Here is a 25299-nt window from a genome sequence, read left to right as displayed (position 1 = left end):
GCATGGCGGGGATTTTCGATCAGATTACCGGGCAAACCAATGCCGATCCACAGCCCGCAGAACATCAAACCACTGGCGGCGAGGCTGAGCAAAATTTCTCTGCCCTGGAACAAGATGGCGCCTCACCCCTGCAGCAAGCACGTACAGATCAAACCCTCAGGGAAGCCACCCAGGAGCTGTTGCGTGTCGGCCTCCTAGAACAAAGCCTGCGACCCAATCTCTACAGAGCCGCCATCGTATCGATGGACAAAATCAACGTGATTTTAGAGCCGCTTGACTTGGCCGCCAGGGCCGATGACATACGCGGCCTGGTGTTTCTAACCGTTCGCAGCATCGACTCGGCAACGCCAAATGACGAATGGACTCATCCACTAGTGCGTAAACAGCGCCTGAACCTGGAGCAGACCTTACTCGTAGCTATTCTAAGGCAGTACTTTATTGCCCATGAGCAGGAAGCCGGCACTGGCTCCGCAGAAGCAGTGGTAACCGTTGATGAGCTGATACCGCAGCTGCAAGTTTACTTGGGTGATAGCGGCAGCGAGGCGCGGGAACGTACTCGGGCACTACAACTTCTTGATCAGCTGAAAGGTCACGGATTAGTATCTGCGCCCGACAGCCACGAGCGGATTAGTATAAGACCTATTATCACCCACCTGGCCAACCCGGAGAACCTCACTGCCTTACTCCACACGTTAAAGTCACATGCAGCCTCCCTACGAGACGAAGGGGAATCCTAATGCACCTCGATTCTATGCAGAATGGCTCTAGCGAGCAGATGACCTGGCAGCTCGCCCCAACGTATATTCTGCAAACCATTGAGCTCTTCAATTGGGGTGGCTTTAACGGGCTTCATCAAGCCGACATTGATGCCAGCGGCACTGCCATTATCGGCCCCACTGGAAGCGGCAAAACGACGCTAGTCGATGCGCTTATGACTTTGATCACCGCAAACCCCAAGTACAATCTTGCGTCGACCGGAGGTCATGAAAGCGATAGGGACCTTGCCTCCTACGTTCGCGGCGTCTCTGGCCCTGGCACAGGAGGAGACGCCCAGTCCCATATTGCCCGTACTGGAAAAACTGTCACAGCCTTGTCAGCCACATTGAGTAATGGCGAAAACGTAGTGCGTCTTGGCGCGATGCTTTGGTTCGATGGTACTAGCACCTCACCCTCCGATATGAAAAAGCTCTGGCTGTTCTCCACCTCAGCCGACCATACCCTACAACGATGGTTGACGCTCCACCACGAAGGCGGCATGCGGGCCCTTCGACAATTGGACAAAACCGAAACAGCCATCTGGACTTATCCTAGCAAAAAGGCATTCCTAGCGCGCGTTCGGGATTTTTTTGAAGTTCGAGACAACGCCTTCAATCTACTTAATCGCGCAGCGGGCCTGAAACAGCTTAATAGCATCGACGAAATTTTTCGGGAGCTTGTTCTAGACGATAAGTCCCAGTTCGCTCGCGCACGTGAGGTAGCAGATAGCTTCAACGACCTGACTGCCATCCACGATGAACTTGAAATTGCCCGGCGTCAGCAACGTTCTCTGGAACCCATTAAGACCACCTGGCAGAAATACCAAGAGAACGAGCTTGTCATCGCCGAAAAAGTGCGTCTACAGCAGATACTCCCCATCTGGCTTGGCGAGCAGGGTTACCGCATATGGAAGGCTGAAGCTGCCCGCCTAGCCGATGAGCACTCTCAAGCCGAAGCAGCACGCAACACCGCGCAAGAAGATTATGACAATCAGCTTAGAATCCGCGACCAACTGAATGAGGCTTACCTGAGGCTGGGCGGATCGGACATTCAAACACTGGAAAATTTGATCAGAGAGAAGCAATCCAAGTTAGATAGATGCAACAAACACGCTACCCAATATCAGCAGCTGGTTCGGCAGCTTGATTTGCCGGAGGAAATCCACCGCGAGACCGTCGCGGCCAATCAGACCGAGGCCTCCACACGTTTAGAACAAATCGAGCAAGATCATGAAGACGCAAAGCAAACGGCTTTTGAGCATGGCAGCCAACGCTTTCAGGCAAACAAAGACCTGCAAGCGCTCAAGGAGGAGCTGGCAGATATCGAAACGCGCCCCTCCTCTAACATTCGCAGGGACTACCAGCTTTTCCGCTCCCTCTTAGCAGAAGAGCTAGCGATTTCTGAAAGCGAACTCCCCTTTGTTGGCGAATTGATTCAGGTTAAACCGGAAGACCAACACTGGCGAGGCGCCATAGAGCGCGCAATCGGCAGCCATAGACTGCGCATTCTGGTGCCTAAACAGGCTGTAGACGGCGCTTTGAGATGGGTGAATAGTCGGCACAATGCCTTACATGTGCGGATTTTGGAAGTTGCACTGCCAGAGAAGTCTGTCCACTTTTTCGAGGACGGCTTTACCCGCAAGTTGCAATACAAAGATCACCCTTATCGTGAGGCTGTCAAAGACCTGCTTGCAGGCCTCGACAGGCACTGCGTTGATTCACCCACCGCGCTACGCCATACCCCACATGCCATGACCGTAGAGGGTCTGCTTTCCGGTAGAGCGCGCTTTTTCGATAAACAGGATCAAAAACGCCTTCAGGACGACTGGCAAACCGGCTTCAATAACCGGGATCGACTCGCCTCGCTGACACAACAAATAGCGGAAACCAAAGAGCAACTCACCAAACTGGCGGCGGAAGAGGAAAAAGCAAAAGGCCGTGTCGCGGTTTTGCATCAGCAGATAAGCGCTTTGCACACCCTTGCAAGCCTGGATTACAACGAGATCAACACCCCCCAGGCCAAGCAGGAGCTGGAGGAACAAAAAAGCAAACTTCAGGCTTTAATAGAACCGGGCTCAGATGCCTCTGCCGCCAAAGCCAAACTGGATGCAGCAAATGTAACACTGACAAACCTCGACACAGCCAAAACGAAACATGTCAGCATTTGTACCCGCATCGAATCCGAGCTGAACCAAGCAGAAAAAGCAAAGACTTCAGCCTACAAACGGGCTGAGCTCGGAATGAAAGACGACGATCGAAAGTTGGCGGAAAGCCAATTGCCTATGCTTTCCCTTGATCAGGTTCATGAAAGCCATGAACTGGAGCGCAAAACAGCCGACGAACTTCAAGTCCAGTTGAATCAATTGAACTCGGTCCGCACCAATATGGAAAAGCAACTTGTCGGGGCCATGTCAGATGCTCAACGGGAAGATCGCGGCGCACTTGCCGAAGTGGGTCGAGACCTGGAGGATATTCCCAAATACCTACAACGCCTAACCGTACTCACCGAAGAAGCCTTACCGGAAAAGCAGCAACGTTTCAAAGACTATCTCACCCGCTCATCCGACGATGGCGTGTCGCAACTCCTCTCCACCATCGACGGCGAAGTCGAGCGCATAGAAGAACGGCTAGATGACCTCAACCACACTCTTCGACTGGTCGATTTTGAACGCGGTCGTTATTTGCAGCTTGTCGCAAACAAGGTCGTCCATGAAAGCCTACGCACCTTTACCAAAGCCAGAAACGCACTGAATTCATCCCGCTTGACCGACGACGGCGGTGAAAGCCAATACAAAGCACTCCAATACATCATTAGTTTGCTGCACGATGCCTGTGAACGCCACCGTACTCTCGGTGCCAGAGCATTGCTCGACCCCCGTTTCCGCTTGGAATTCAAGGTCGCCATTATGGACCGTAGTACCGGAAACGTAATTGCGACTCGCACTGGCTCCCAGGGAGGCAGTGGCGGCGAAAAGGAGATTATCGCCTCTTACGTGCTGACTGCGTCACTGAGTTATGCCCTGTGCCCCGATGGTAGCAGTCGGCCACTGTTCGGCACCATCGTCCTGGACGAGGCATTTTCCCGCAGTTCTAATGCCGTTGCCGGACGCATTATCGCTGCATTAAAGGAGTTCCATCTCCACGCACTGTTTATTACGCCTAATAAGGAGATGCGCTTACTGCGCAAACATACCCGCTCAGCGGTTATTGTGCACCGGCGCGGCAATGAATCAAATCTGACCCCAATTAGCTGGCAGGCGCTGGATGCGGCACGCGAGCAACGACGTAATCATGAAATCCCCAACTGACATTTCGTTGCAACTGACCAAACAATGGCACCGCACCCCCATCCGCGTGGATCGCTTGCTTTCAGGTTCGAGCTGGCCACTGCAGATGCCCATCGGTAAACCCAGCGGCGCACAATTTGCCAGCCGGATTACAGAAGTCCAGGCACACGTCCAGCGGTGGCGCGCGGTCAACGTGGGTCAGGTTATTTGGGATAGCGTGAACTACCAGGCGAGTGCTAGGCCCGTATTAGTCCCACTTCAGTGGTGCTTGCGCTCACCTTCAGAATGGGTTGCCGCTACTGCAGATGAAACAGTAAAAGCGGAATTTTCAGCCTTGGAGCAATTGGCCGAAAAAATAAACCCAATCTATCGCGATGTACTGATTCGTGAGCGCTCATTATGGCGCAATAAAAACTATCAGGAGGTCGTCACCGCAAGTCAGTTAGCCGACCGATTGTATCCGGGCTTTGCCGAAGGCAAACCGCTCCGCCTACTCAACGGCTTAGGCGTTGACACCAAATTCTTTGAACGCCATTACGCACTTCTCTCCCGTTTACTTGACCAACGCTTTGACGGAGAGGCTAGCGAGCAAGGGCTCAACAACTTTCTTGATGCCCACGATGACAAAAACCACTGGCTTCTAGTCGCTCCACTGGGAGATAAACTTCTTCCCTTCAAACAACAGCGCGTCACTGCGGAAGAGCTTAGCCAAACCAGGCTTCCCGGAAGTCATGTCCTTGTCATTGAAAACGAGCAATGCCTTCACTTACTACCGCGTCTGCCGGGAACGATAGCAATCCTCGGCGCAGGCCTAAATTTGCAGTGGCTTAAAGCGGCAACATTCGACGATAAGCAGCTTGCCTATTGGGGTGACATGGATACCTGGGGCCTGCTCATGCTCGGAAGGGCTAGACTAAACTGCCCCGAGCTATATCCCGTACTTATGTCGCGCCGACATTTCGACCACTACTCTTCCGGCTGTGCGGTGCCTGAACCGTCTGTTGCGCAAGAGGCGACACCCGAAGGCCTCTCGCCAAGTGAAAGCGAATTCTATCGCTACATCTCACAGCTAGAGCGTGGGCGACTGGAGCAGGAATATCTTCCTGAAGCTGTAGTTCACCGTGATCTACAGCTGTGGCTGAACCACACCGTATAAATTGCACATCACCTACTCATAAATGTCTGCCCAAGGTACTCTGGGCAATCCAAAATTTTATTAGTCCGCGACTAATCGACTTACACTTTACATTTGCTGTTTTCACATGGTTTCTCTGGATAAAGCCATAAATGATGCAGGGTAATCGATGGCGCCTTACCGGCCAGATACATTCCCGGCATGCTGCGCCCATGCTGGGAACAGTACACTTCCTCACGTGCTGAGGCTCTTCCCGCCATTGTCGGTAATGCCTTTACCTGATAATCCGTTTTGGCCTTGTGCTGGCTCAATACAAAACTCAACCCATTGGGGAGGTGACATATATTGCGGACATAGCCCAGCATCATTGCCCGATCCACTGCCCAAGCATAATCACCGCAAATGAAACGACTAATCCCTGCCTTGCAATAAGTACTGCCAATGGGGTGCCGGGAATCTATTGGTTTGCACTCAACAAATATGCCAGTAATAGCCGTATTGCTAGTGGTTATTCTGGCTCTCGGTGGGCGAAACGTCAGGTCGGGCTGACAATCCAGCTTATCTCCTCTGTAATTGCGCAGATTCGCTTCACGCGCCGGAGTTTCAAACCCGGAAAGCCCTTTGACAACTTCCGGGTCACGCGCCTGCACCTCACACAGAATCATGTAGAGTTTTTCAGTGATCTCGTCCTCATGCGATTCACAAATAGAGAACTGACCTTTTTCAACCTCTTGCAGCAGTATTTGCCATGCGTGACTCAGCGCATTCTGTACCACAACCATCAACGAGAATGCAATTTTCCCCTGAGCCTTATCCTTGTGCCCTGTCATCAGTCCATTCATTGTCAGGCGCTTTCCTCCAAGCTGGCACCAAACTGCCAAATGATATCGGAGGCTAATAGACGCGCCTGCGTCGGTGTCCAATAACGATAGTGATTCAACAATCCCACCGTTAAGCTGGACTGCTGCTGATCCAGAATTGTAATCCGGCTGGTGCCGAGGTCATGAATATGACCCAGCCACTTCTGAGGTAGTGGCTGAGATGAAGCATCGCAGTTCAGACTGACCGTAAAAAACTTCCACGGCAGCCGGCTGCTGCCAGCCGAACACGGCAATACCTGCACCGCATGACCACCAGCCGCAAAAACATCTGATAACGACTCTGTTAGTTGTGCCAGAAATTGTGTGCATTGCTGTTCTGTTACTGGAGCGAGTGCCTGATTTCGAATAGCGGGGAACGGCGCACTGGTAGCGAGGGTATCGGCAATGACTTGCTGATCGGCGGCAGAAAGCTGGTACAAGCCCGCTACTGTCTCATCGAGCCTTGACCAGTTCGGCTGATTATTAATGAGCTGGTTTGCGCAGAACTCGATTCCCTGTCGCTGCCTCTCTGAGAGTTGCTCTGGAGGAATGAAAGGGAACTGGTCAACATCAATTATTTGCTGTGCCTCCCGCTCAACACCAAATTCACCACTAGTCATTAACGCGGTGTACTCAAATAGTTGGCTGTGGACTATCACTAACAAATAACGAACTAAAAGCTCTCCCAGAGGGTATTCTGCGGCTGAATACCCATAGTATGACTCCGAATAGGCAATATCTTGTGAACTGATTAGTGCGCGCCCTCGGTTTCGATTAGCCCGTAGAGATTTCCTCACCAATAGAAGAGGCGCACGGTAAACGGCAGGGTCGCGTGGACGATGTAAGCCTTCAGGTTGATATGGCGTCAGTTCCTCACCGAGTATACAAAATGGATGTAATTGGTAATCGGCTAGTAGCGTTGGCATTCCAGCCAAAAAGCTATCATCCAGTGCTCGACTCGCGATCTGATAACCTTGGCTTTTGAGCAGCCCCTCAGACTTTTCCCAAAACTCGCCTATAGTCATGTCCGTCTGCTGCCTTATCCTACCAACTACGGACACGTCTAGTATGGTTCCACGGTACAAGGCTTTCAGGGCAACCGGATTGTTCATCACCAGCTCAAAAGACACCGGGCGAGCATCACTGGCATCTATTCGCATAATACCTTTTCCATTTAGTGCTGGCTCAAAATGCGGGCTGACAAAGACAAACTCATCATCGCTCTCCGGTAGCCGGTTGTCGGCAAACAGCAAGCAAAAAGGCTGGTCTACATTGGGCCATACGCGGCTTTGCCGAAGAGCCGCACCATTGAGAATACCGGTGACCGCCAACGCGCTGAATAAGGCACGCCGGGCGGCGATACCTTTAGGGGATTGTTTAAACAGCCAGCGTCCCGCCACCGCCAGGGCAATACGCCCACCGGGCTTGGCCCACTCCATGGCACCCCATACAAAAGGCAGGTCCGGTACGCGATCGGGATTGTGATAAGCAGTGGCAATCTCTTTAAGCCCACGTTCAGCAGCAATTGCTCTGCAACGCTGGGTAAATTGAGCGTCAATTTTTTCATATGGCTTTTTCAAGGCAGTCCAAGGAGGATTGCCAATAACCAGGTCAAACGCGTGCTGGTATTTTTCTGACACATGCTCGCCTAGGCTGCCAACCATGGGGACAATCTCGTCCTTGTTACAACCCGGGTCGGCAACGTCAATCAGTACTCGCCCTTCCAGCTTATTGAACCGCAACGCCTCAACTGGCGTGGGATTTGGATCAAGCTCTAATGCAGTCAGATACAAAGCCAAGGCTGCCAATGTACGAGCATGGGCATTAGTATCAAAGCCGCTGAGTTGATTCTCCAGTATGCGACGTATTTGCAGGCGGCTTGGCCGCTTGCCGGTTTCCCTAAACCGCATCTCCACCAGTTTTCGTAAACTGGCCACCAGAAATACTCCTGCGCCACAAGCAGGGTCCAATACTCTCGCCTCAGAGCCCGCTTCTTGCTGGTAGAATGCCTCCTCCACCATATACTCCGCGATATGGTAAGGCGTGTAATACACACTGGTGGCATGGCGCGCTGACTTGTTGAGCTGGAGCATCAGCTCTTCATAGGTTTCGCTCAGAAGGCCGATAGGAAGATGATCAAAATTCAACTCGTCCCAATCCAGCTTTCTCTGGGAAATGCCGGGAGCAAGTGCTGTATCCAGCGCCATGATCGCACTTAGCGGGCGAGAAATACCCTGCCCAAAACGCTGTGTTAGATGCGCAAAATAATAGCCATAGTCTTCCGCTGGCAAAGCAAGCAAGTCACCATTAAAGGTCTTATCCAACCAAGTATTGGTTTCCGACAAGGCCTGAGCATTGTCAAAGCAGGCCTTCAAAGAAGAAGAGCTTGGGGATATAACCGCCAAGTGCTCCGGACGAACAATCCCTCGCCCAATAAGGTAACGAAAGAACAATGCCCGCCCAGTCAGCGCGATAATTTCCTGAGTGGAAATACCAGCGTCGCGCAGCTCTTCACTTGCATCCGTCATTAGGCGCAGCAATTCATCACGCAGACTCAAACTGTCAACCGGCGCAAGCTCCTCCCCCTGAGCCAAACGCGGCAGTACACTCGCAGCGTCACCTCCATCGCTAAAAAAACACACAGGCACTGCGTCTGGATCCGGCTTCAGCTTGGTGGCGTAAATATCCAGCCGCCCAGGTTGCAACACACCCAGCCAAGCTGCCTCGCCCCGCATTGCCAATAACCGCTGCAGCTCCTCAACGCTACCATGGTGGCGCTGCATCTTCGTGTGGTCAATCAAGTACAGCAGGGCTTGAGACTGCTGCTCAACAACAACATCAACCAGCGGAGTTCGCCGATTGCGAACTAGGTCGGTATACCGCAGGCTACGCACGTCCGCACTATCATGCAGATCAATGCAGCTAAATGGCAACGCGCCAAATGCCTCCAATTGCTCGATCAATGGGTTCATTTAGCGACTCGACTTCGCATCACTAATGAGAGGTAATTCCTGCTGCGGAGGTATAACACCCAAATAAACATCAATTCGTTGACGCTCTTTAGCCACATCGATAATCCAGCCCGCTCCTAGTACAGGTATACATTGTAACTCTGCTGCTTGGGCGCCTCCTTTAGCCAACGGAACAAAGACCCACTCTTCAACCGAAGCTTGGCGCGGCGTCAGTAGGTATTGGTTAATCGCCGCAGAGGCCGCCATCAACTGCCCCCCTTTCGCGCCAAAATCATTCTCTAGCGTTTGCAATACCGCAAAGGTAAGCAAATCTGCCTTACTGTAACGACGCGCACTACGCTCCCTCGAAGGCCTTTCCGAAAATGGGGGCAACTGAGCCCAAGAATGAAGCCTAGAGCGGCTTAGCCCTCCAAGGGCCGCGCAGACATCTTTAGCGGTAAACTTGTGTGACAAAGCCATTTTCTGATTCTTTCCCTAGACAAATCTGTTTTTATTTTAAAGCAGTTTACGCCAAAATCCTATCCAAATTTTCTAAACAGCCTAGTAGAGTACGAGAACGCGTAGCAAATTTGCATGGCACTATGCATCGAAGAGGCCAAGCACCAATTTACAACGGCAAAACGGAGATCAGGAATTGGATGAACACCCAAAAGCCGCTAAACTAGTACAGGTAAACACTGGACCAATCTTGGACAAATCAACGAGTTTATACAGTGGTTTAGGGTGTTATCGGAGTTTTTAAAAGTTTTAAATATCAAATAGTTAAGAATTTTCAGCAGCTACTTCTTTAATTGAAAATCCTCGTGTCGGTGGTTCGATTCCGCCTCTGGGCACCACTCCTTGCGGCTTTCCCCTATAATCACAGGGTTTCCCAAACCGCCAGAATTGCCAGAAATCGAGTTTCAAAGTCTACGCCAGAGTCTACGTGTTCAATTAACCGTAGCGAGGGGCTCTACCCCATTAACGGGGGATGGCACTCACTAAACCCTATTTATCACACCGTGCCATCCGTATCCTCGGCAGCTGTGCCACTTTATGCTTTAAATCTCTGGCCTACTCTTCTTCGCACCTGCACACTACAAACTGAACTTAACCACTCTCTAAATTGACACCAGAACATTCACAGGCTAAGTGCTATGCTATAGCCTGTTCTACTTTGCAAGGTCGAGGGTTCGCTTTTCGCGCGATTCGAACAGAGCACAACAGAACAAATTTGCGCGACAGCACATATAGAACGACATAACGAAACCCCAACAGCATCGTCCACAAGCTGAACAGGGAGCTGGCGTGAAGGAGCACTATCGTATTGCCATCATTGGCGCTGGCCCAGCGGGGCTGAGCGCGGCTGCCGAGGCAGCGCTTAAAGAGCGCGCCGACGCTACAGCTACGTCAGTGAAACCCGGGCACATCCTTCTCGAGGCGTCCCCCGCCCACGCCAACACCATCCAGCGCTACCAGAAAGGCAAGCACGTCATGGACGAGCCGGGCTATCTGGATCTGCGCAGCCCTCTGCAATTTGCGGCGGGCAAACGCGAGTCGGTGCTGGAAACCTGGGCCAAGGGCATCGACGATATCGGTATCAATATCCGTTACAACACAGAAGTCACCAGCATTAGTGGCGAGCAGGGCGATTTTCAACTTAGCTGTGGTGATGGCAGCACAATTTCTGCAGATTTTGTTGTGTTGGCTATAGGCACCCAGGGCAACCCCCGCCGCCTCGGGGTCGACGGTGACAACTCGGACTTTGTCCAGTACCAGCTAGACGACCCGGAGGCATTTCGCGACGAGGATATCGTCGTTGTTGGGGCTGGCGATGCCGCCATTGAGAATGCACTCGCCCTGGCCCAGTACAACCGGGTCACCATCGTTAACCGCAAAAAGGAATTCTCCCGGGCCAAACCCGGTAACCTCGACGCGGTCCTGGCGGCAATCAACGATCGTCGTATCGCATTTTCATGCCGCTATGAGTCGGAAGTGAAAACCCTGTCTCTGCCCCGCGATGGCCAGCGAGGCAGTATCACCCTGAGCACGCCCCACGGTGATGAGACCCTCTGCTGTGATCGGGTAATTGCCCGGCTCGGCTCGATTCCGCCGCGCGGCTTTCTCGACACTTGCAAGATCCAATTACCCAACGATAAGCCCGACGCCCTCCCCGAGCTGGACCGCCAGTATCAGTCCAATATTCCCGGGCTGTATGTCGTTGGTGCGCTGGCGGGCTACCCGCTGATCAAGCAGGACATGAATCAGGGGCGGGACGTCATCCATTTTATCCATGGCGAGGATGTCAAACCGGTTGATCATCCTCTGCTGGCACTGAAATTTGCTCTGCTGCCTTACAGTGCCGACGTCGATGATATTCTCACCCTTTACCAGCAGCGCATTCCCATGTTTGCCCGCCTTAACGCTCTGGCCTTTCGCGAGCTGATTATGGAAAGCGAGATTATTTATGGCGTCGGCGATGTGTCGGACTATCAGGCCCTAGAGCGGGAAGCCGACACATTGCGCGCCCAGCGTATTGCCGACATCGAGGCAGCGCGGGAGAGGCTACAACAACAACGCCGGGATGCTGGACAGGCGTCCCAGGAGCTCCCCCCCTTGAGCCCGCCGGTCGTCACCCAACTCCGGCGCGATGGCGATGCCCTGTATCGGGACGGCGACTACAGCAACAGCTTTTATACCATTGTGGAGGGCAGCGTTACCCTCACTAGCGAGGACGGCCCAAGCACCACCCTCGGCCCCGGACAATTTTTTGGTGAGCTTAGCCTGCTTTCCGGACGGCCGCGAAGCGGCCACGCCAGTCTCGACCCCGATACGGTGCTGATCGAGACGCCCCGCCGCACCATGCTTAAATTGATGGCCAGCAATGCGGAGGTCAGCGAAGGCATCGAAGCGGTATTTGTGCAGCGAGCCCTGCAACAGTGCTTTGCTCCTGAAGTCAGCTACAGCGAGCTTCGGGAAATCGCGATGTCGGTCAAAAACTCTAACTACAACCGCGGCGACACCATCTACCGCGAGGGCGAGCACGATGACCGATTGTTCCTGATTCGCAGTGGCACGGTCGCCCTCACCCGTAGCAGTAATGGTAGGCAGCTTGCGGTGGGGCAGTATCACTCCGGGCAGATCGTCGGACAGATGGCACTGATGGGAGATCGCCTGCGCCATGAATCTGCCGTCGCCGCGGCGCGCACCGAGCTAATCGAGATTCACCAGGCGACATTTCTCGCGCTGTTGCAAAAATCTCCCAGCGCGGTTACCCGGCTACAAGCCCTCACCGCCAGCCAGCTTCGCGCAACCCACGACCTGGCCGCCATGCCGGAAAACGCCTCAGTGATCTCGTTTTTGCTGGACCGCGGCGCCGGGGAGGCAACCAATGTTCTGGTCATCGACGAGAATCTCTGTATTGGCTGCGACAACTGCGAGATCGCCTGCGCCGAAACCCACGGTGGCCTGTCCCGCCTGAATCGCAAATCTGGCGCCCGCTTCGCCAATATCAACCTTCCTATCGCTTGCCGTCACTGTGAGCAACCGCATTGCATGAAGGAGTGTCCGCCCAACGCCATACACCGCCAGAACAGCGGCGAGGTGACGATCGACGACAGCTGCATCGGCTGCGGTAACTGCGAGACTAACTGCCCCTACGACGTCATCAAGATGAGTTATCCAGCTGATCCGAAGCCGAGCTTGTTGTCCTGGTTATTCACTGGCCGGGGCCCTGGGCCCGGTGACGATGGCAGTGGTGCAAAGGCAAGCGATGGCGACGCGATGAAAAAAGCGGTCAAGTGCGATGCCTGTGCCGGGCGAACCAGTGGTCCGGCCTGCGTGCAATCCTGCCCGACCGGCGCGGCACAACGCATTGCACCGCCGCAATTTGTCGAATTGCTGGGACACGACTGAGGGCCATGGCGCATGTATAGCAACGTCCTCAATTATCGCGGCAAGCGTTATCTCTGGCTGGCGCTGGGGCTGCTACTGGTTTCTGTTTTGCTTTACCTCAGCCAGCGCCCCACGCTTCCGCCCAATGGTGGCAGCTGGCAGGGCTATGTATTGGGTAGCATCGCACTGACGATGATTCTATGGCTAAGCTGGCTGGGCATTCGTAAACGCCGCTACCAAAGCAACTTGGGCTCGCTACAGGGCTGGACGTCGGCGCACATTTATTTGGGCATCGTGGTACCACTGATCGCAACACTGCACGGCGCCTTTCAGTTTGGTGTCAACGTACATACCCTGGCTTGGGCACTGATGTGCCTGGTGGTACTCAGCGGTTTTTACGGCCTATATGCTTACCTGCGCCACCCCCGCGCAATGGTCGAAAACCGCGCCAATCAATCTTTCGATGAGCGGCTTGCCGATCTCGCCGCCGCCGATGAGAAAGCACTTGCACTGGGCGCCCAGTGCGACCCGGGTGTCGACGCCGTAATCACCAGTTGCATTGAGCGCAGCGCCCTGGGCGGGGGCTTTTGGGATCAGTTGCTCCAGCGGGACAGATCCACCGTTTTGCTACCCACAGACCGGGGCGAGCGCATGTCGGATAACCGCAATCAAGATGCCGTTGCCAATTATATCGCCGATAGCCTCACCCGCAGCAGTAAAGCGGGCGAAGCCCAACGCCTGCAGCAACTGCTGGCTATCGTGGTCCGCCGTCGCGAGTTGCTGTGCCGTCTACGCCGCGAGATCAGTCTGCAATTGCGCCTCAAACTCTGGCTAAGCATTCACATTCCCGCCACAGTGGCACTGTTAGCAGCACTGCTGGTACATATCTTTACCGTGTTTTTCTACTGGTGAGCGCATGGCGATACTGATTAGAAAAACCCGGCTTAAAAACGGTGCGATCCTCGACCAGCGCGACAGTGAATTTCACAGCGACACCCTGACGCTGGGTAGCGACAGTCACAGCGATCTGCAGCTATTCGGCGACGATGTTGCCCCCCGGCACGCTACATTGCAGCTCGAGCCCTCTGGCCATATAACACTGAGGGCGCTGGGCGAGCATGCTCTGGAGACGGACGCGGGCCGGCTAGACAATATAGAGTTGGAGCCCGGCGATTCCGTGCGCCTGGGTCCCCACCGCATCGAACTAATCGAGGTACCACCGGGTTTTGACGCCGCTTTGGAGTTGCGTGTAGACGACGATGCCAAACCCGACATCCGCCACCGCTATGCCGAGGCACTGCGTTTAAAGCTTCCCTCTGGCCGGGCACTGAGTTATATCAGCGCCCTGCTGATCATTGTGGCGGGACTGGCAATTCCACTGGCGGGCTATTTCCAGCCGGAGTTTGCTGCCAAAACACAATCCTTGCCGACTCCCAGCGATCACTTGTGGTTATCCGGCCCCCTGTCGGACCCACACCATGTGCCTGGTGTGGCGGACAACTGTCAGAGCTGCCACAGCACGCCCTTCAAGCAGGTCGGCAACGCCGAGTGCAGTGCCTGCCACCAACACACCACTGCTCACTTCATTGCTCCACACCCGGGCGTAACTGACAACGCCGAGCAGTGCACAAATTGCCACAAGGAACACAACGAGCCGTCGATGCTGATCGTCAGTGACAACGCCCTGTGCATCAACTGCCACGCCCAATCGCTGCAGCGCTCCGCCGGCAATATCGGCCAATCTGACACCATCGCCGCTGCCACCGCCTTCAGCGAAAAAACTCACCCAGGTTTTAAAGTGGCCCTGCTGCAACTGCAACAAGGCGGCGATGAGCTTGTATGGCAGCGAGTAGCAAAAAGCCTGGATCGGCCCGAAACCCGGGAACACTCCAACCTCAAATTTTCACACCAGCTGCATTTGGCGGGAAACGAAATCAAGGTTAGCGGCGCAGGCGGCGGCGAGCGTAATTTACAATGCGCCGATTGCCACACCCTGGCTCCCGACGGCGAACATTTTCAGCCGATCACCATGGAGTCCAGCTGCCAACGCTGCCACAGCCTGGACTTTAACGATCAGCAACCGCGTCGGGAGCTGCCCCATACCGATGGCGATGAGCTCTACTACTACCTGGAAGAATTTTTCATAAGCGCCGCCGTAAAGATGCGCAACAGCGATTCAGAACCCGCCGAGCGCTGGGTCCCCAACTGGGAGATGAAACAGCGCTGCGAGGGTTTAAACACCTTGGAGTGTGGTCAACGCCTGGCCGACTGGGAGGCGGAACAGTTGTTTAACAAAACCGGCTGCATCAACTGCCACCAGGTGTCCAAAGTCGACGGGCAGACGCCAAGGCGCTGGCAGGTGAAACCGGTGCGATTGGTGCAAGACTGGTTTATCAGTTCACGCTTCGACCACCGCCCCCACGTGTTGGGCCCGGAGGGCACCGATGGAGCCTGTCTGTCATGCCACCAGGCCGACACATCGGAACACGCCAGCGATATCCTTATGCCCAAGCTTGATACCTGCGTCAGTTGCCACGGCAGCGAGCAACACAGTCAGCGCAGTCTGCAGTGCGTGGACTGTCACGCCTTTCACCGCGATGGTATGCCGGCGATGGCAAGCGGCCTGCCGCAATCCCACCCTCCACTGACGCCGGGGGAGGGCGCACCATGAGGCGGCGCAGGGCAGCAGTGTTAATGGTCATCGCCCACGCGCTATTGCTGGTTGCCTGCGGCGGAGGCAGCAGCGACCGTTTTACGGCCGCCCGGGGCAGCAATGCCAATACCAACTGCAGCGGCAGCTGCGCCGACGCCAACAGCTTTCTCAGCAGCAGCGAGGTGGAGCAGGTGGTGAGCCAAGCCGTTGCTCAGGCGCAGGCACTCAACACCTCAGCGACCATAGCGGTTGTCGACCGCGTGGGGAATGTGCTGGCAGTATTTCGCATGGCCAATGTGCTGGCCAACGGCGACCGCGTGGTCACCATCGATTCTCAGGCTGCCAATGGCCCTATCACTGGCGGCCTGGAACAACTGCAATTACCAGTGACCGCCACTCTGGGCTCGGACGCTCTGGCCGCCATCGCCAAAGCCATAACCGGCGCCTACCTCTCCAGTGAGGGCAACGCCTTCAGTACCCGGGTCGCCGGTCAGATCGTGCAGGATCACTTTAACCCCGGCGAGCGCAACCAGCCATCCGGCCCGCTGTTCGGCGTGCAGTTTAGCCAACTACCCTGCTCCGACTTTATGCTGGACGCCAGCAATCCATTGCTGGAGATCGGCCCCAAGCGCTCGCCACTAGGCCTATCCGCTGATCCCGGCGGCTTCCCTCTTTATAAAAACGGTACGCCAGTCGGCGGCATTGGCGTCATTGCCGATGACTTCGTCTACGGCCTGGATCGCACGATCACCGACACGGATCGCGACAGCGATGAACTGATCGCACTGGCCGGCAGTTTTGGTTTTGCGCCACCGGCTCAGCGTCAGGCAGACCGCATTACCATTGACGGCAAAACCCTGCGCTACAGCGATGCCCGCTACAACGCCATCAGCCCCAGCGCACAGAATCCGCCGGCCCTGATGCTTGGGGTCGATGGCAACCTGCTCAGCGTCACTGACTACTACAATGCCGCCGACGGCTTCCGCAGCGGCCAGGCCTTTGGTCAGCCCGGGTCTGGGATTCGCCCGGATGCGGGCCAGCATTTTCCAGGGCGGGATGCCTTTGTGTTTGTCGATCAGAACGATCAGTTGCGTTTTCCGCCCCAGGCCGGCAGCGCCCTAAGCGCCAGCGAGGTGCAAACCCTTCTCGACCAGGCCCTGGCCATCGCCAACCGCGCCCGGGCCCAGATAAGGCGCCCGCTGGGTTCCCAGGCCCGGGTCACCATCAGCGTTGTGGATACCGACGGCAGCATTTTGGGCATCGCTCGCACCCGGGATGCACCGGTATTTGGCGCCGATGTGTCGCTGCAAAAAGCCCGCACTGCGGTGTTGTTTTCCTCTACCGATGCCGCCGACTTCATCGACAATCAGCCCAATACCCAATACCTGACCGCCTCGCTAATGCCCAGTAGTCAGGTGGTACTGGCCGACTACGTCAACAGTGTTATTCAGCTCACCGGCGACGCCAACGCCCTGCGCAACGGCATCGCCTTTGCCGACCGCTCTGGCGGCAATCTGTCCCGGCCGTTTTTTCCCGATGGTCGGGACGCCAGTGGCCCCGGACCGCTGAGTAAACCCGCCGGGGAATGGAGCCCCTTTTCCACCGGGCTGCAATTGGACCTCAGCATGAATGCGCTGGTCAGCCACTTGCTCTACTTGTTGGGGGTGAACGCCACGGATGTGGCCAAAAACTGTGTTGGCGTCCCCTTTGGCGGCACGAGTAGCAACGCCGCCCCCCGGGTTGCCAACGGCATACAAATTTTCCCCGGTAGCGTACCGATTTACCGGGGCAACCAGCTGGTGGGCGGTATTGGGGTCTCGGGTGATGGCGTCGACCAGGACGACATGATCGCCTTTCTGGGGGTACACAACGCCGGCGAGCTACTGGGCACGGTTAACAATGCCCCACAGGCTATCCGCGCCGACACCCTGACACCCGGTGGCCAACGCCTGCGCTACATCAACTGCCCACAATCTCCCTTTCTCGACAGCGATGAACAAGATGCCTGCGCCGGAAAATAAAACACCGTGGCGACCCGCAGCGCTGTCACTGCTGGCGGCCTGCTTGCTTACACTTCCACTATCTAACGCTATCGCCGAGTCGAACCGCGACAACCACAAAGACATCGAGCAGGAAAATTGCCGACCTCTTCCGCCGGAGCACCCCCGACCTGGACGGCGAGTACCGGGGATCGATCCCGCCTGCGGCCGGGACGGCGAGACCGGAACCTTCCGCCCTATCCCTCGCCCAGCAGCGACCGATTTTTCGCCGGCACAGGCCTTGCCCGATCGCTGGCGCATCGTCGACAGCCTCGGCTACCAGCAGCGCTGGTACGATCCCTACAACCGCAATATCCTCAAAGGTGACACTCCGCTCTACGACGACTGGTTTTTCAGTCTAACGGCGATTTCAGACAGCGTTTTTGAATACCGCGACGTCCCCACCCCGGTCGGCATTCAGAGCAGTGGCAGCAGCGCTGACCTGGACCTGTTGGGCGGCCGGCGGCAAACCCAATTGCTGCAGAACCTCGCTCTGGAGTTGATCTACCTTAAGGGCGACACGGTGTTCCGGCCACCCGACTACGAGTTTCGCCTCACCCCGGTATTTAACTACAACGATACCGACGTCGAGGAAATCCTCACCGTAGACGTCAACCCCAACGATGGAGACAGCCGCTATCAGGATTTTGTCGGCCTGCAGGCCGCCTTCGTCGACGTGCACTTGCGCAACGTCTCTGAGCACTACGATTTCGACAGCCTCCGCGTTGGTATCCAACCCTTTACCGCCGACTTCCGGGGCTTTTTGTTTCAGGAAAATCAGCTGGGGGTGAGGTTGTTTGGCACCCGCAATAACAATATTTTTCAGTACAACCTGGCCTGGTTTCGCCGCCTGGAAAAAGACACTAACAGTGGCCTCAACGATCTCGGCGAATCCCCCCGCAACGACGATGTATTTGTCGCCAACCTATACTGGCAGGACCTGCTGGCCCTGGGCCATACCAGCCAGTTCACCCTGCTCTACAACCGCAACCGCGAAGACGCGTTCTTTTTCGACCACAACGGTTTGATTCAACGCCCGGCATCCCTGGGGGTCGAACGGCCCCGGCAGTACGACGTGCTGTATCTCGGTTACAACAGCGATGGGCATTTTGGCCGCCTGAATATCAGCAGCGCCAGTTACTACGCCATTGGCCGGCAGGACAGTGCCCCCTTTACCGGCAGAGACAGCGACATCAGCGCCTTCTTCGCCGCCCTGGAACTCTCCATTGATCAAAGCTGGATACGCTGGCGGGCGTCCTTGCTCTACGGTTCCGGCGACGACGATCCCTTTGACGACCGGGAAACCGGCTTTGACGCGGTGGTGGAAAACCCCCTGTTTGCCGGCGCTGACACCAGCTACTGGATTCGCCAGGCGGTGCCCCTTGTCGGCGGTGGCAAGGTGGCACTGTCGTCGCGCAGTGGGGTGCTCAATTCCCTGCGGGCCTCCCGGGAACACGGCCAATCCAACTTTACCAATCCCGGCGTGATGCTGGCCGGTGTCGGTGCCGACTTTGACCTGCTGCCGGAGCTTAGATTGAGCCTGAACGCCAATCAGCTCTGGTTTCAGACCACCGAAGTATTGGAGGTCGCCCGGCAGCAGGCCAACATCGACAAAGACATTGGCCAAGACCTGTCACTGGCGCTGATCTATCGCCCCTTGATGAGCCAGAACATCGTGATGCGCCTGTCCTATGCCGAGCTACTGCCGGGTGAGGGCTATAAAAATCTGTTTGGCGACGAGCGCCAGCGATCGGTACTGCTGAATGTCATACTTACTTACTAACAAGGTCTGCAGCATGAGACACGGAGCGAGACACGCCGTTGCCGCAGCGCGCCGATACCGGTCAGGTGAACGCCGAGCCCAGCGGCGGGTAGCCCATTGTGGCGCCCCGCAAAAATGGCTACCGGCGCTGCTCAGCATTTGTGGCCTCATGCTGTGTGCAGTAATACCCAACACCTTACTGGCTGCCGAAAAAGAAAAACCGATCCCTCGTGACTATGCGCCGATGGTAGCGGCACCCGCCTCCCAAAGCGCCGCCGACGTCGAACTAAAAAGTGCCGGTTGCGTCAGCTGCCACGCCCAGTCCGACAGCCACAACATGCACGCCAACCCCGCCATACAACTGGGCTGCGTTGACTGCCACGGCGGCGACGCCACGGTCTTCCAGCCCCGCGAGCAAACGGCGGCCGGACACTTTGATCGCGAGCTGATCAATCAAGCCCACGTACTGCCCCGCTACCCCAAAAGCTGGCACTGGCCCAGCGCCGCCAACCCCGAGCGCAGTTATACCCTGCTCAACCGGGAGGCACCGGAGTACATTCGCTTTGTGAACCCGGGCGACTTCCGGGTTGCCGATCTGGCTTGTGGCGCCTGCCATGCCGACACCTTGAAGTCCGCCATTCACAGCCTGCACGGCACCGGCGCGATGTTCTGGGCGGCGGCGGCCTACAACAACGGCATTCTTCCCTATAAACGCTCCATCCTCGGCGAGGCCTATACCCGCGACGGCGAACCCGCCGCCCTGGTGGCACCGATCAAACCCGATTCCTACATGGCGGACATGGGGATTCTCGACCAGGTTCTGCCACTGCCGGCCTGGGAAACCGTCAAACCCGGGGACATCTTCAGGGTCTTTGAGCGCGGCGGGCGTAATATCCTCAGTCTGTTTCCGGAAACCGGTATCCCCAATGCCCTGGGACAGATTCAACGCTTGGAAGAACCCGGGCGACCGGATATACGCCAGTCCAATCGCGGCCCTGGCACTGGCGCCCGCATCGCAGTACCGCTGATTAACCTTACCAAAACCCGGCTCAACGACCCGCTGCTGTGGTTTCTGGGCACCAACGATCAACCCGGTGACTACCGCAGCTCCGGTTGCAGCGGCTGCCATGTGGTCTATGCCAATGATCGCGACCCGGTGCATTCCGCGGGCTACGCCGACAGCGGCAACGGCGGCAAGAGCCAAAGTGTGGACCCCACCATCGACAAATCCGAGCCCGGCCACCCCATTGCCCACCGATTTACCCGGGCCATCCCCACCAGCCAATGCATGGTCTGCCACATGCACCAGCCCAATATGTTTCTCAATAGTTTTCTGGGCTACACCATGTGGGACTATGAATCCGACGCCCCCAGCATGTGGCCCAAGCAACAACAGTACCCGGATCAGGCTCGCCGCCGTGAGGTACTGGACCGCAACCCAGAGGGTGCCGCACCCAGGGGCAAGTGGGCCGACGAGGAATTTTTAAAAGAGGTCGCCAGCCTCAATCCGGGTTTGAAGGACACCCAGTTTGCCGATTACCACGGTCACGGCTGGAACTTTCGTGCGGTCTTTAAGCGCGACCGCCAGGGCAATTTGCTGGACGATGAGAACAACCTCGTCAGCGACGACGACCCGCACAAATTCGATAAAGCCGTGCATATGAAGTCCATTCACGCCGAAGTGGGGATGCACTGCGTAGACTGCCACTTTAGTCAGGACAACCACGGCAATGGCCACCTCTACGGCGAAGTGGCAGCCGCAGTGGAAATCAGCTGTGTAGATTGCCACGGCACCGCCGCCAGCTACCCCAACATGGGCACTTCAGGTCCAGCCAGCAGCGCCAGCACCACAGATCTGAGCGTGCTGCGCAATCCCGATGGCCGCCGCCGCTTTGAATGGATTGACGGCAAACTGATCCAGCGCTCCATGTTAAACCCGGAGCTGGAATGGACCCTCTCGCTGGTCAAAGACGCCGTGAACCCGACTCGCCCGGAATATAACCCCAAGGCCGCGCGAGCCAAAACCATGGTCAAAGATCCCCACAGCCAATATTGGGGCAGCGACGTCGATCCCAGCATGGCAGCACATAACTACGAGGAAATGGAATGCTATGCCTGCCACACCTCGTGGACGACCAGCTGCGGCGGCTGCCACCTCCCCATACAGGCCAATGAAAAAACCGAGCGCCATCATTTTGAAGGGGGCGAGAGCCGCAATTACGCCACCTACAACCCCCAGGTCAGCCGGGATCAGATCTTTATGCTGGGCAAACGGGCGCCCTATAAAGGCGGCAAAGTGGCGCCCATTCGCTCCAGCTCGGCCCTGGTGCTTTCCTCCACCAACGCCAACCGCGAGCGGATTTATATCCAACAACCGCCCATCGCCGCCAGTGGCTTTAGCTCACAAGCCTTCAACCCCCACTTCCCCCACACCGTGCGCAAAACAGAAACCAAAACCTGCAGCGACTGCCACCTTTCCAAAGAGGGTGACAACAATGCCATCATCACCCAGACCCTGGCACTGGGGACCAACTTCATCAACTTTATCGGTCGTCACGCTTGGGTTGGCGAAGCGGGCGCCGTAGAAGCGGTCCGGGTCACCGAGTGGGACGAACCCCAGGCCGTCATTGGCAGCTATTTACAACGCTACGCCTACCCGGACTACTATCAACAACACCTCGATCAACAGCGACAGTTACAGGTGGCATACAGCCACAACACTGGACAGGTAGGCTGCTTGCAACTGCGGGGCGAGTACCTGTTTAGCGCCGCGGGCAAGGACGGTTTCCGGGTATTCGATGTCGCCTCGATCGATAACAAGGGCTTTTCCCAACGTATTATCAGCGCCCCCTTCAGCCCACTGGGGCAGGATGCCCAGCTCGCCACCAGCAACGCCAGCTGCATGGCACTGCCCACCACCCAGCCGGTGGCGCCCCAGCGCAATCAAGGTGAATTGATGCGCATCGACAATAAAGAGCAGCCCTTCCATCCGGTGTACAACTACGCCTTTATCACCGACACCGAGGAGGGGCTCATCGTTGTCGACATCAACACCTTTGCCGACGGCGAACCCCGCAACAACCAGCTGGAGCGAGCCTTAACCTGGAACCCCCAGCAGGTACTGGCGGGGGCCAGGCATATTACTCTGGGCGGCAACACCGCGTATATCATCGCCGACGCCGGCCTGGTGGTTGTCGACATCTCCCAGCCGCGAAAGCCCCGACTATTGAAAACCCTCCCCCTTAAAGAGGGCCGTGCCTCCGCACTGCAACTGCGCTACCTCTTTGTCAGCGATGCGGAGGGGCTCAAACTGGTGGACGTCACGCTACCGGAACAAGCTCGCTTACTGGATGTGCAACTGCCAATCAGCCAGGCCAGTAATATCTTCCTGTCCAGGACCTATGCCTACGTGGCTGCCGGTGACCAGGGTCTGGCCATTGTCGACATCACCCGTCCCGAGCGGATGCAACTACAGCAAACTTATAAAGCAGAGGGGCGTTTGCAGGATGTCCGCGATGTGGTGGTTGCCACGACCAACGCCTCGCTGTTTGCCTACGTGGCCGATGCCAAAACCGGTTTGCATGTCATACACCTCACCGCCCCGGACACCCAGCCCAAGTTCTATGGCTTTAGCCCAGAGCCCAAGCCCCAGTGGATAGCCGGCCGCGCGAGTAAACACCCGGCGCTGAGCCTGTCCCGGGGCCTGGAGCGTGACCGGGCGGTGGATGAGAGCGGCGGCCAAATAGCCGTCTTTGGTCGCCGAGGATCGCGGCCACTGAACCTGACAGAGATGCGCCAACTGATGCTAGACGACGACGGCAAACCGTGGTTTGTCGAGGACGACATCAAAACCCGCGCACCCCGGGAGGCGAAAAGACCATGAGCATCTGCAAAGCGATTTTGCGCGCAGTTTCGGCACTATTGATACTGAGCAGCGCCGCGTTTGCTGGCGACGACGCAATCCATGTCGGCGTCGCCACCTGTGCATCCAGTGTCTGCCATGGTCGCGCCGGTGAAAAAGACGATTCGATTGTGGCGCAAAACGAGTATCGTATTTGGGCCAAGTACGACCGCCATGCCCGGGCCTATCAAACATTGAAGAGCGCCCAGTCCCAAACGATAGCCCGCAAAATGGGCATACCCGATGCCAGCCAGGCACCGGAGTGCCTGAGGTGCCACAGCGACTACCAAGCCACTGAGAAACGTGGCGAGCGATTCTATTTGGAGGACGGGGTCGGCTGCGAAGCCTGCCACGGCGGCGCCGAGCACTGGCTGGATAATCACTACGGCGAACAGGCCAGCCACAGCGCCAATCTGCGCCGCGGCCTGAATAAAACCGAAGACCCAATGGTGGCGGCACAGATCTGCGCCAACTGCCATTTGGGCAGCAACAATCAGCTGGCCACCCACCAAATGATGGCAGCCGGTCACCCCCGCCTGCGTTTTGAACTGGACACCTGGCTGACTCTGATGCCCTATCACCACGTGGTCGATGCCGATTACCGTGAGCGCAAAGGCGAGGTAGACGCCATAGACCGCTGGTTAAAGGGCAAGCTGGTAACGGCGAAGCAGTACCTGAACATACTTAACCACCACAGCCAGACTGAGTCACTGCTCCCCGAGCTCGCGGTGTTTGACTGCCACTCCTGCCACCGCCCCATGCAAAGCAGCGACGACCCCGCTGCCGGTATTGCACTGGCACCCGGCAGCCTGCGCATTCAGGACGCCGACCTGCGCTTATTGGAAAGCGCTATAAGCGTTCGAGATGGCAAGCTGGCTAACACACTGGAAGCCCAAATAGCGTCCCTGCATCAAGCTGCTGGGAAGGGCTTTAAGGAACTACGCCAGTCCTGTCAGACTCTAGAAAGCACCCTCAATCGCCTGGAGCAGACGCTGTCGGCGAACCCCTATAGCCGTCAGGAAAAAGGCCGCTTACAGGGCTCGCTATTGGCCGCTGCCGCCCGGGGTGACTTCCGCGACTACGCCGATGCGGAGCAGTTATTTCTCGGTTTGCAGTTACTGGCCGAAGAACTCGACCAGACACAAACTTATCAAGGCCTGTTTTCATTACTGGACAACGAAGACAACTACAGTGCCGCACGCATTCGCCAAGAGGCCCGGCGACTTATGGATACCAAACCAAAGGAGTGAATATGGTCACCATCACCGGCAAAAGCCATATTGGCCGACGCAGCGGGAATGAAGACCGTTTTGTCGCTGACAGCCACTGGGGGCTCGCCATCGTCGCCGACGGCATGGGGGGGCCGGCGGCCGGAGAAGTTGCGGCAGACATCGCTACCACCGTAATCACCGACAAGGTCGATATGGGCGAACCCCTTATCGACGCCATTGTCGACGCCAACCAGGAAATCATTAAGGCCGCGGCCGATGGCCGTGGCAAGAAGGGGATGGGCACCACGATAGTCGTGGCGGACTTTCACGATTACGACTTCGACCTGGCCTGGATTGGTGACAGCCGTGCCTACCTTTGGAACGGGGAACTCCATCAGCTCAGCCGGGATCACTCCAAGGTCGAAGCGCTGCTAGCCAAGGGAGATATCACCATGAGTGAAGCCGCGACTCACCCCGAGCGCAACCTGATCAGCCGCGCCCTGGGCTTAAGCGAACTCAAGGCTGCCAACGTACCATTATTGAATACCAGAATATTCCGCGATGAAATGCTGGTGCTGTGTAGCGACGGCCTGATCGACGCCGTTAGTGGCCCTGAGATCGCCACCATCATTGCTGACGCCACACCGGCCAGGGACAGCGCAGCACTGACCGCATTGGTGGACACGCTGATAGAACGAGCCTTGACCAATGGCGGCAAAGACAATATCACTGTGGTTATCGCGCGAGCAGACGACGATGCACCCTGTCGAGGAGACATCGCCCTTCCTCCGGCAGTTTCCATCGCCAACCAGGACGGCAGACACGATTACTTTAAACCTTAAAGGCAAACA

At 56.5% G+C, this 25299-nt stretch carries 14 protein-coding genes; 11 read left to right on the top strand and 3 right to left on the bottom strand.

Features of this window, described 5'->3' with window-relative positions; genetic code table 11:
- Positions 1–2 precede the first annotated feature (2 nt).
- Genes I6N98_RS02035 through I6N98_RS02025 form a run of 3 tightly spaced genes read left to right on the top strand, consistent with a single transcriptional unit; the run spans position 3 to position 5198 of the window.
- The gene (locus I6N98_RS02035; protein ID WP_198570167.1) at positions 3–737 is read left to right on the top strand and encodes a DUF4194 domain-containing protein; all 735 of its coding nucleotides are present in this window, start codon (positions 3–5) and stop codon (positions 735–737) included.
- Positions 737–4063, top strand: coding sequence for an ATP-binding protein (locus tag I6N98_RS02030; protein ID WP_337924602.1), 3327 nt, complete (start codon positions 737–739; stop codon positions 4061–4063). The genes I6N98_RS02035 and I6N98_RS02030 overlap by 1 nt, the downstream gene beginning before the upstream one ends.
- Positions 4047–5198, top strand: a complete 1152-nt coding sequence (locus I6N98_RS02025) for a Wadjet anti-phage system protein JetD domain-containing protein (RefSeq protein WP_198570166.1) — start codon at positions 4047–4049, stop codon at positions 5196–5198. Before I6N98_RS02030 ends, I6N98_RS02025 begins: the two co-directional genes overlap by 17 nt.
- Positions 5199–5278: 80 nt before the next feature.
- On the opposite strand, the gene I6N98_RS02020 is transcribed toward I6N98_RS02025, so the two are convergent.
- The 3 genes from I6N98_RS02020 to I6N98_RS02010 are packed head-to-tail and all read right to left on the bottom strand — an operon-like array spanning position 5279 to position 9318.
- Positions 5279–6019: a hypothetical protein gene (locus I6N98_RS02020; protein WP_198570165.1), complete on the bottom strand. Its 741-nt coding sequence runs from the start codon at positions 6017–6019 to the stop codon at positions 5279–5281.
- Positions 6020–6021: 2 nt separating this feature from the next.
- Positions 6022–9009 (bottom strand): N-6 DNA methylase, encoded by a 2988-nt coding sequence (locus tag I6N98_RS02015; protein ID WP_198570164.1) that lies wholly within the window; start codon positions 9007–9009, stop codon positions 6022–6024.
- Positions 9010–9318: a hypothetical protein gene (locus I6N98_RS02010; RefSeq protein ID WP_198570163.1), complete on the bottom strand. Its 309-nt coding sequence runs from the start codon at positions 9316–9318 to the stop codon at positions 9010–9012. It abuts the gene before it with no gap.
- A gap of 978 nt (positions 9319–10296) precedes the next feature.
- Here I6N98_RS02010 and I6N98_RS02005 point away from each other — a divergent pair.
- The 8 genes from I6N98_RS02005 (at position 10297) to I6N98_RS01970 (ending at position 25290) form a co-directional block, all read left to right on the top strand.
- The gene (locus I6N98_RS02005; RefSeq protein WP_198570162.1) at positions 10297–12903 is read left to right on the top strand and encodes a cyclic nucleotide-binding domain-containing protein; all 2607 of its coding nucleotides are present in this window, start codon (positions 10297–10299) and stop codon (positions 12901–12903) included.
- A gap of 12 nt (positions 12904–12915) precedes the next feature.
- The gene (locus I6N98_RS02000) at positions 12916–13794 is read left to right on the top strand and encodes a hypothetical protein (protein WP_198570161.1); all 879 of its coding nucleotides are present in this window, start codon (positions 12916–12918) and stop codon (positions 13792–13794) included.
- A 4-nt stretch (positions 13795–13798) separates the two neighbouring features.
- A complete protein-coding gene (locus I6N98_RS01995; RefSeq protein WP_198570160.1) occupies positions 13799–15553 on the top strand; it encodes a cytochrome c3 family protein in 1755 nt (584 codons plus the stop codon).
- A complete protein-coding gene (locus I6N98_RS01990; RefSeq protein WP_198570159.1) occupies positions 15550–17556 on the top strand; it encodes a heme-binding protein in 2007 nt (668 codons plus the stop codon). Before I6N98_RS01995 ends, I6N98_RS01990 begins: the two co-directional genes overlap by 4 nt.
- The gene (locus I6N98_RS01985) at positions 17528–19357 is read left to right on the top strand and encodes a hypothetical protein (RefSeq protein WP_232787433.1); all 1830 of its coding nucleotides are present in this window, start codon (positions 17528–17530) and stop codon (positions 19355–19357) included. The genes I6N98_RS01990 and I6N98_RS01985 overlap by 29 nt, the downstream gene beginning before the upstream one ends.
- Positions 19358–19505: 148 nt before the next feature.
- The gene (locus I6N98_RS01980; RefSeq protein WP_198571506.1) at positions 19506–23219 is read left to right on the top strand and encodes an LVIVD repeat-containing protein; all 3714 of its coding nucleotides are present in this window, start codon (positions 19506–19508) and stop codon (positions 23217–23219) included.
- Complete coding sequence (locus I6N98_RS01975) at positions 23216–24487, top strand: cytochrome c family protein (RefSeq protein ID WP_198570157.1); 1272 nt, start codon at positions 23216–23218, stop codon at positions 24485–24487. Before I6N98_RS01980 ends, I6N98_RS01975 begins: the two co-directional genes overlap by 4 nt.
- Positions 24488–24489: 2 nt before the next feature.
- Positions 24490–25290, top strand: coding sequence for a PP2C family protein-serine/threonine phosphatase (locus I6N98_RS01970; protein WP_198570156.1), 801 nt, complete (start codon positions 24490–24492; stop codon positions 25288–25290).
- Positions 25291–25299: the final 9 nt, after the last annotated feature.

The organism is Spongiibacter nanhainus (genome assembly GCF_016132545.1).
In the GTDB taxonomy this organism is placed as follows: Bacteria; Pseudomonadota; Gammaproteobacteria; order Pseudomonadales; family Spongiibacteraceae; genus Spongiibacter; species Spongiibacter nanhainus.
The sequence above is the reverse complement of the archived record's forward strand: the minus strand, read 5'-3'. Positions and strand labels throughout refer to the sequence as shown.

What these genes read in the sequence shown, in the direction of transcription:
- I6N98_RS02015 (WP_198570164.1), bottom strand. Translation starts at nt 9,009, where the DNA reads ATGAACCCATTGATCGAGCAATTGGAGGCATTTGGCGCGTTGCCATTT.
- I6N98_RS01970 (WP_198570156.1), top strand. Translation starts at nt 24,490, where the DNA reads ATGGTCACCATCACCGGCAAAAGCCATATTGGCCGACGCAGCGGGAAT.
- I6N98_RS01985 (WP_232787433.1), top strand. Translation starts at nt 17,528, where the DNA reads ATGAACAAGATGCCTGCGCCGGAAAATAAAACACCGTGGCGACCCGCA.
- I6N98_RS01975 (WP_198570157.1), top strand. Translation starts at nt 23,216, where the DNA reads ATGAGCATCTGCAAAGCGATTTTGCGCGCAGTTTCGGCACTATTGATA.
- I6N98_RS01980 (WP_198571506.1), top strand. Translation starts at nt 19,506, where the DNA reads ATGCTGTGTGCAGTAATACCCAACACCTTACTGGCTGCCGAAAAAGAA.
- I6N98_RS02030 (WP_337924602.1), top strand. Translation starts at nt 737, where the DNA reads ATGCACCTCGATTCTATGCAGAATGGCTCTAGCGAGCAGATGACCTGG.
- I6N98_RS02000 (WP_198570161.1), top strand. Translation starts at nt 12,916, where the DNA reads ATGTATAGCAACGTCCTCAATTATCGCGGCAAGCGTTATCTCTGGCTG.
- I6N98_RS02035 (WP_198570167.1), top strand. Translation starts at nt 3, where the DNA reads ATGGCGGGGATTTTCGATCAGATTACCGGGCAAACCAATGCCGATCCA.
- I6N98_RS01995 (WP_198570160.1), top strand. Translation starts at nt 13,799, where the DNA reads ATGGCGATACTGATTAGAAAAACCCGGCTTAAAAACGGTGCGATCCTC.
- I6N98_RS01990 (WP_198570159.1), top strand. Translation starts at nt 15,550, where the DNA reads ATGAGGCGGCGCAGGGCAGCAGTGTTAATGGTCATCGCCCACGCGCTA.
- I6N98_RS02020 (WP_198570165.1), bottom strand. Translation starts at nt 6,019, where the DNA reads ATGAATGGACTGATGACAGGGCACAAGGATAAGGCTCAGGGGAAAATT.
- I6N98_RS02025 (WP_198570166.1), top strand. Translation starts at nt 4,047, where the DNA reads ATGAAATCCCCAACTGACATTTCGTTGCAACTGACCAAACAATGGCAC.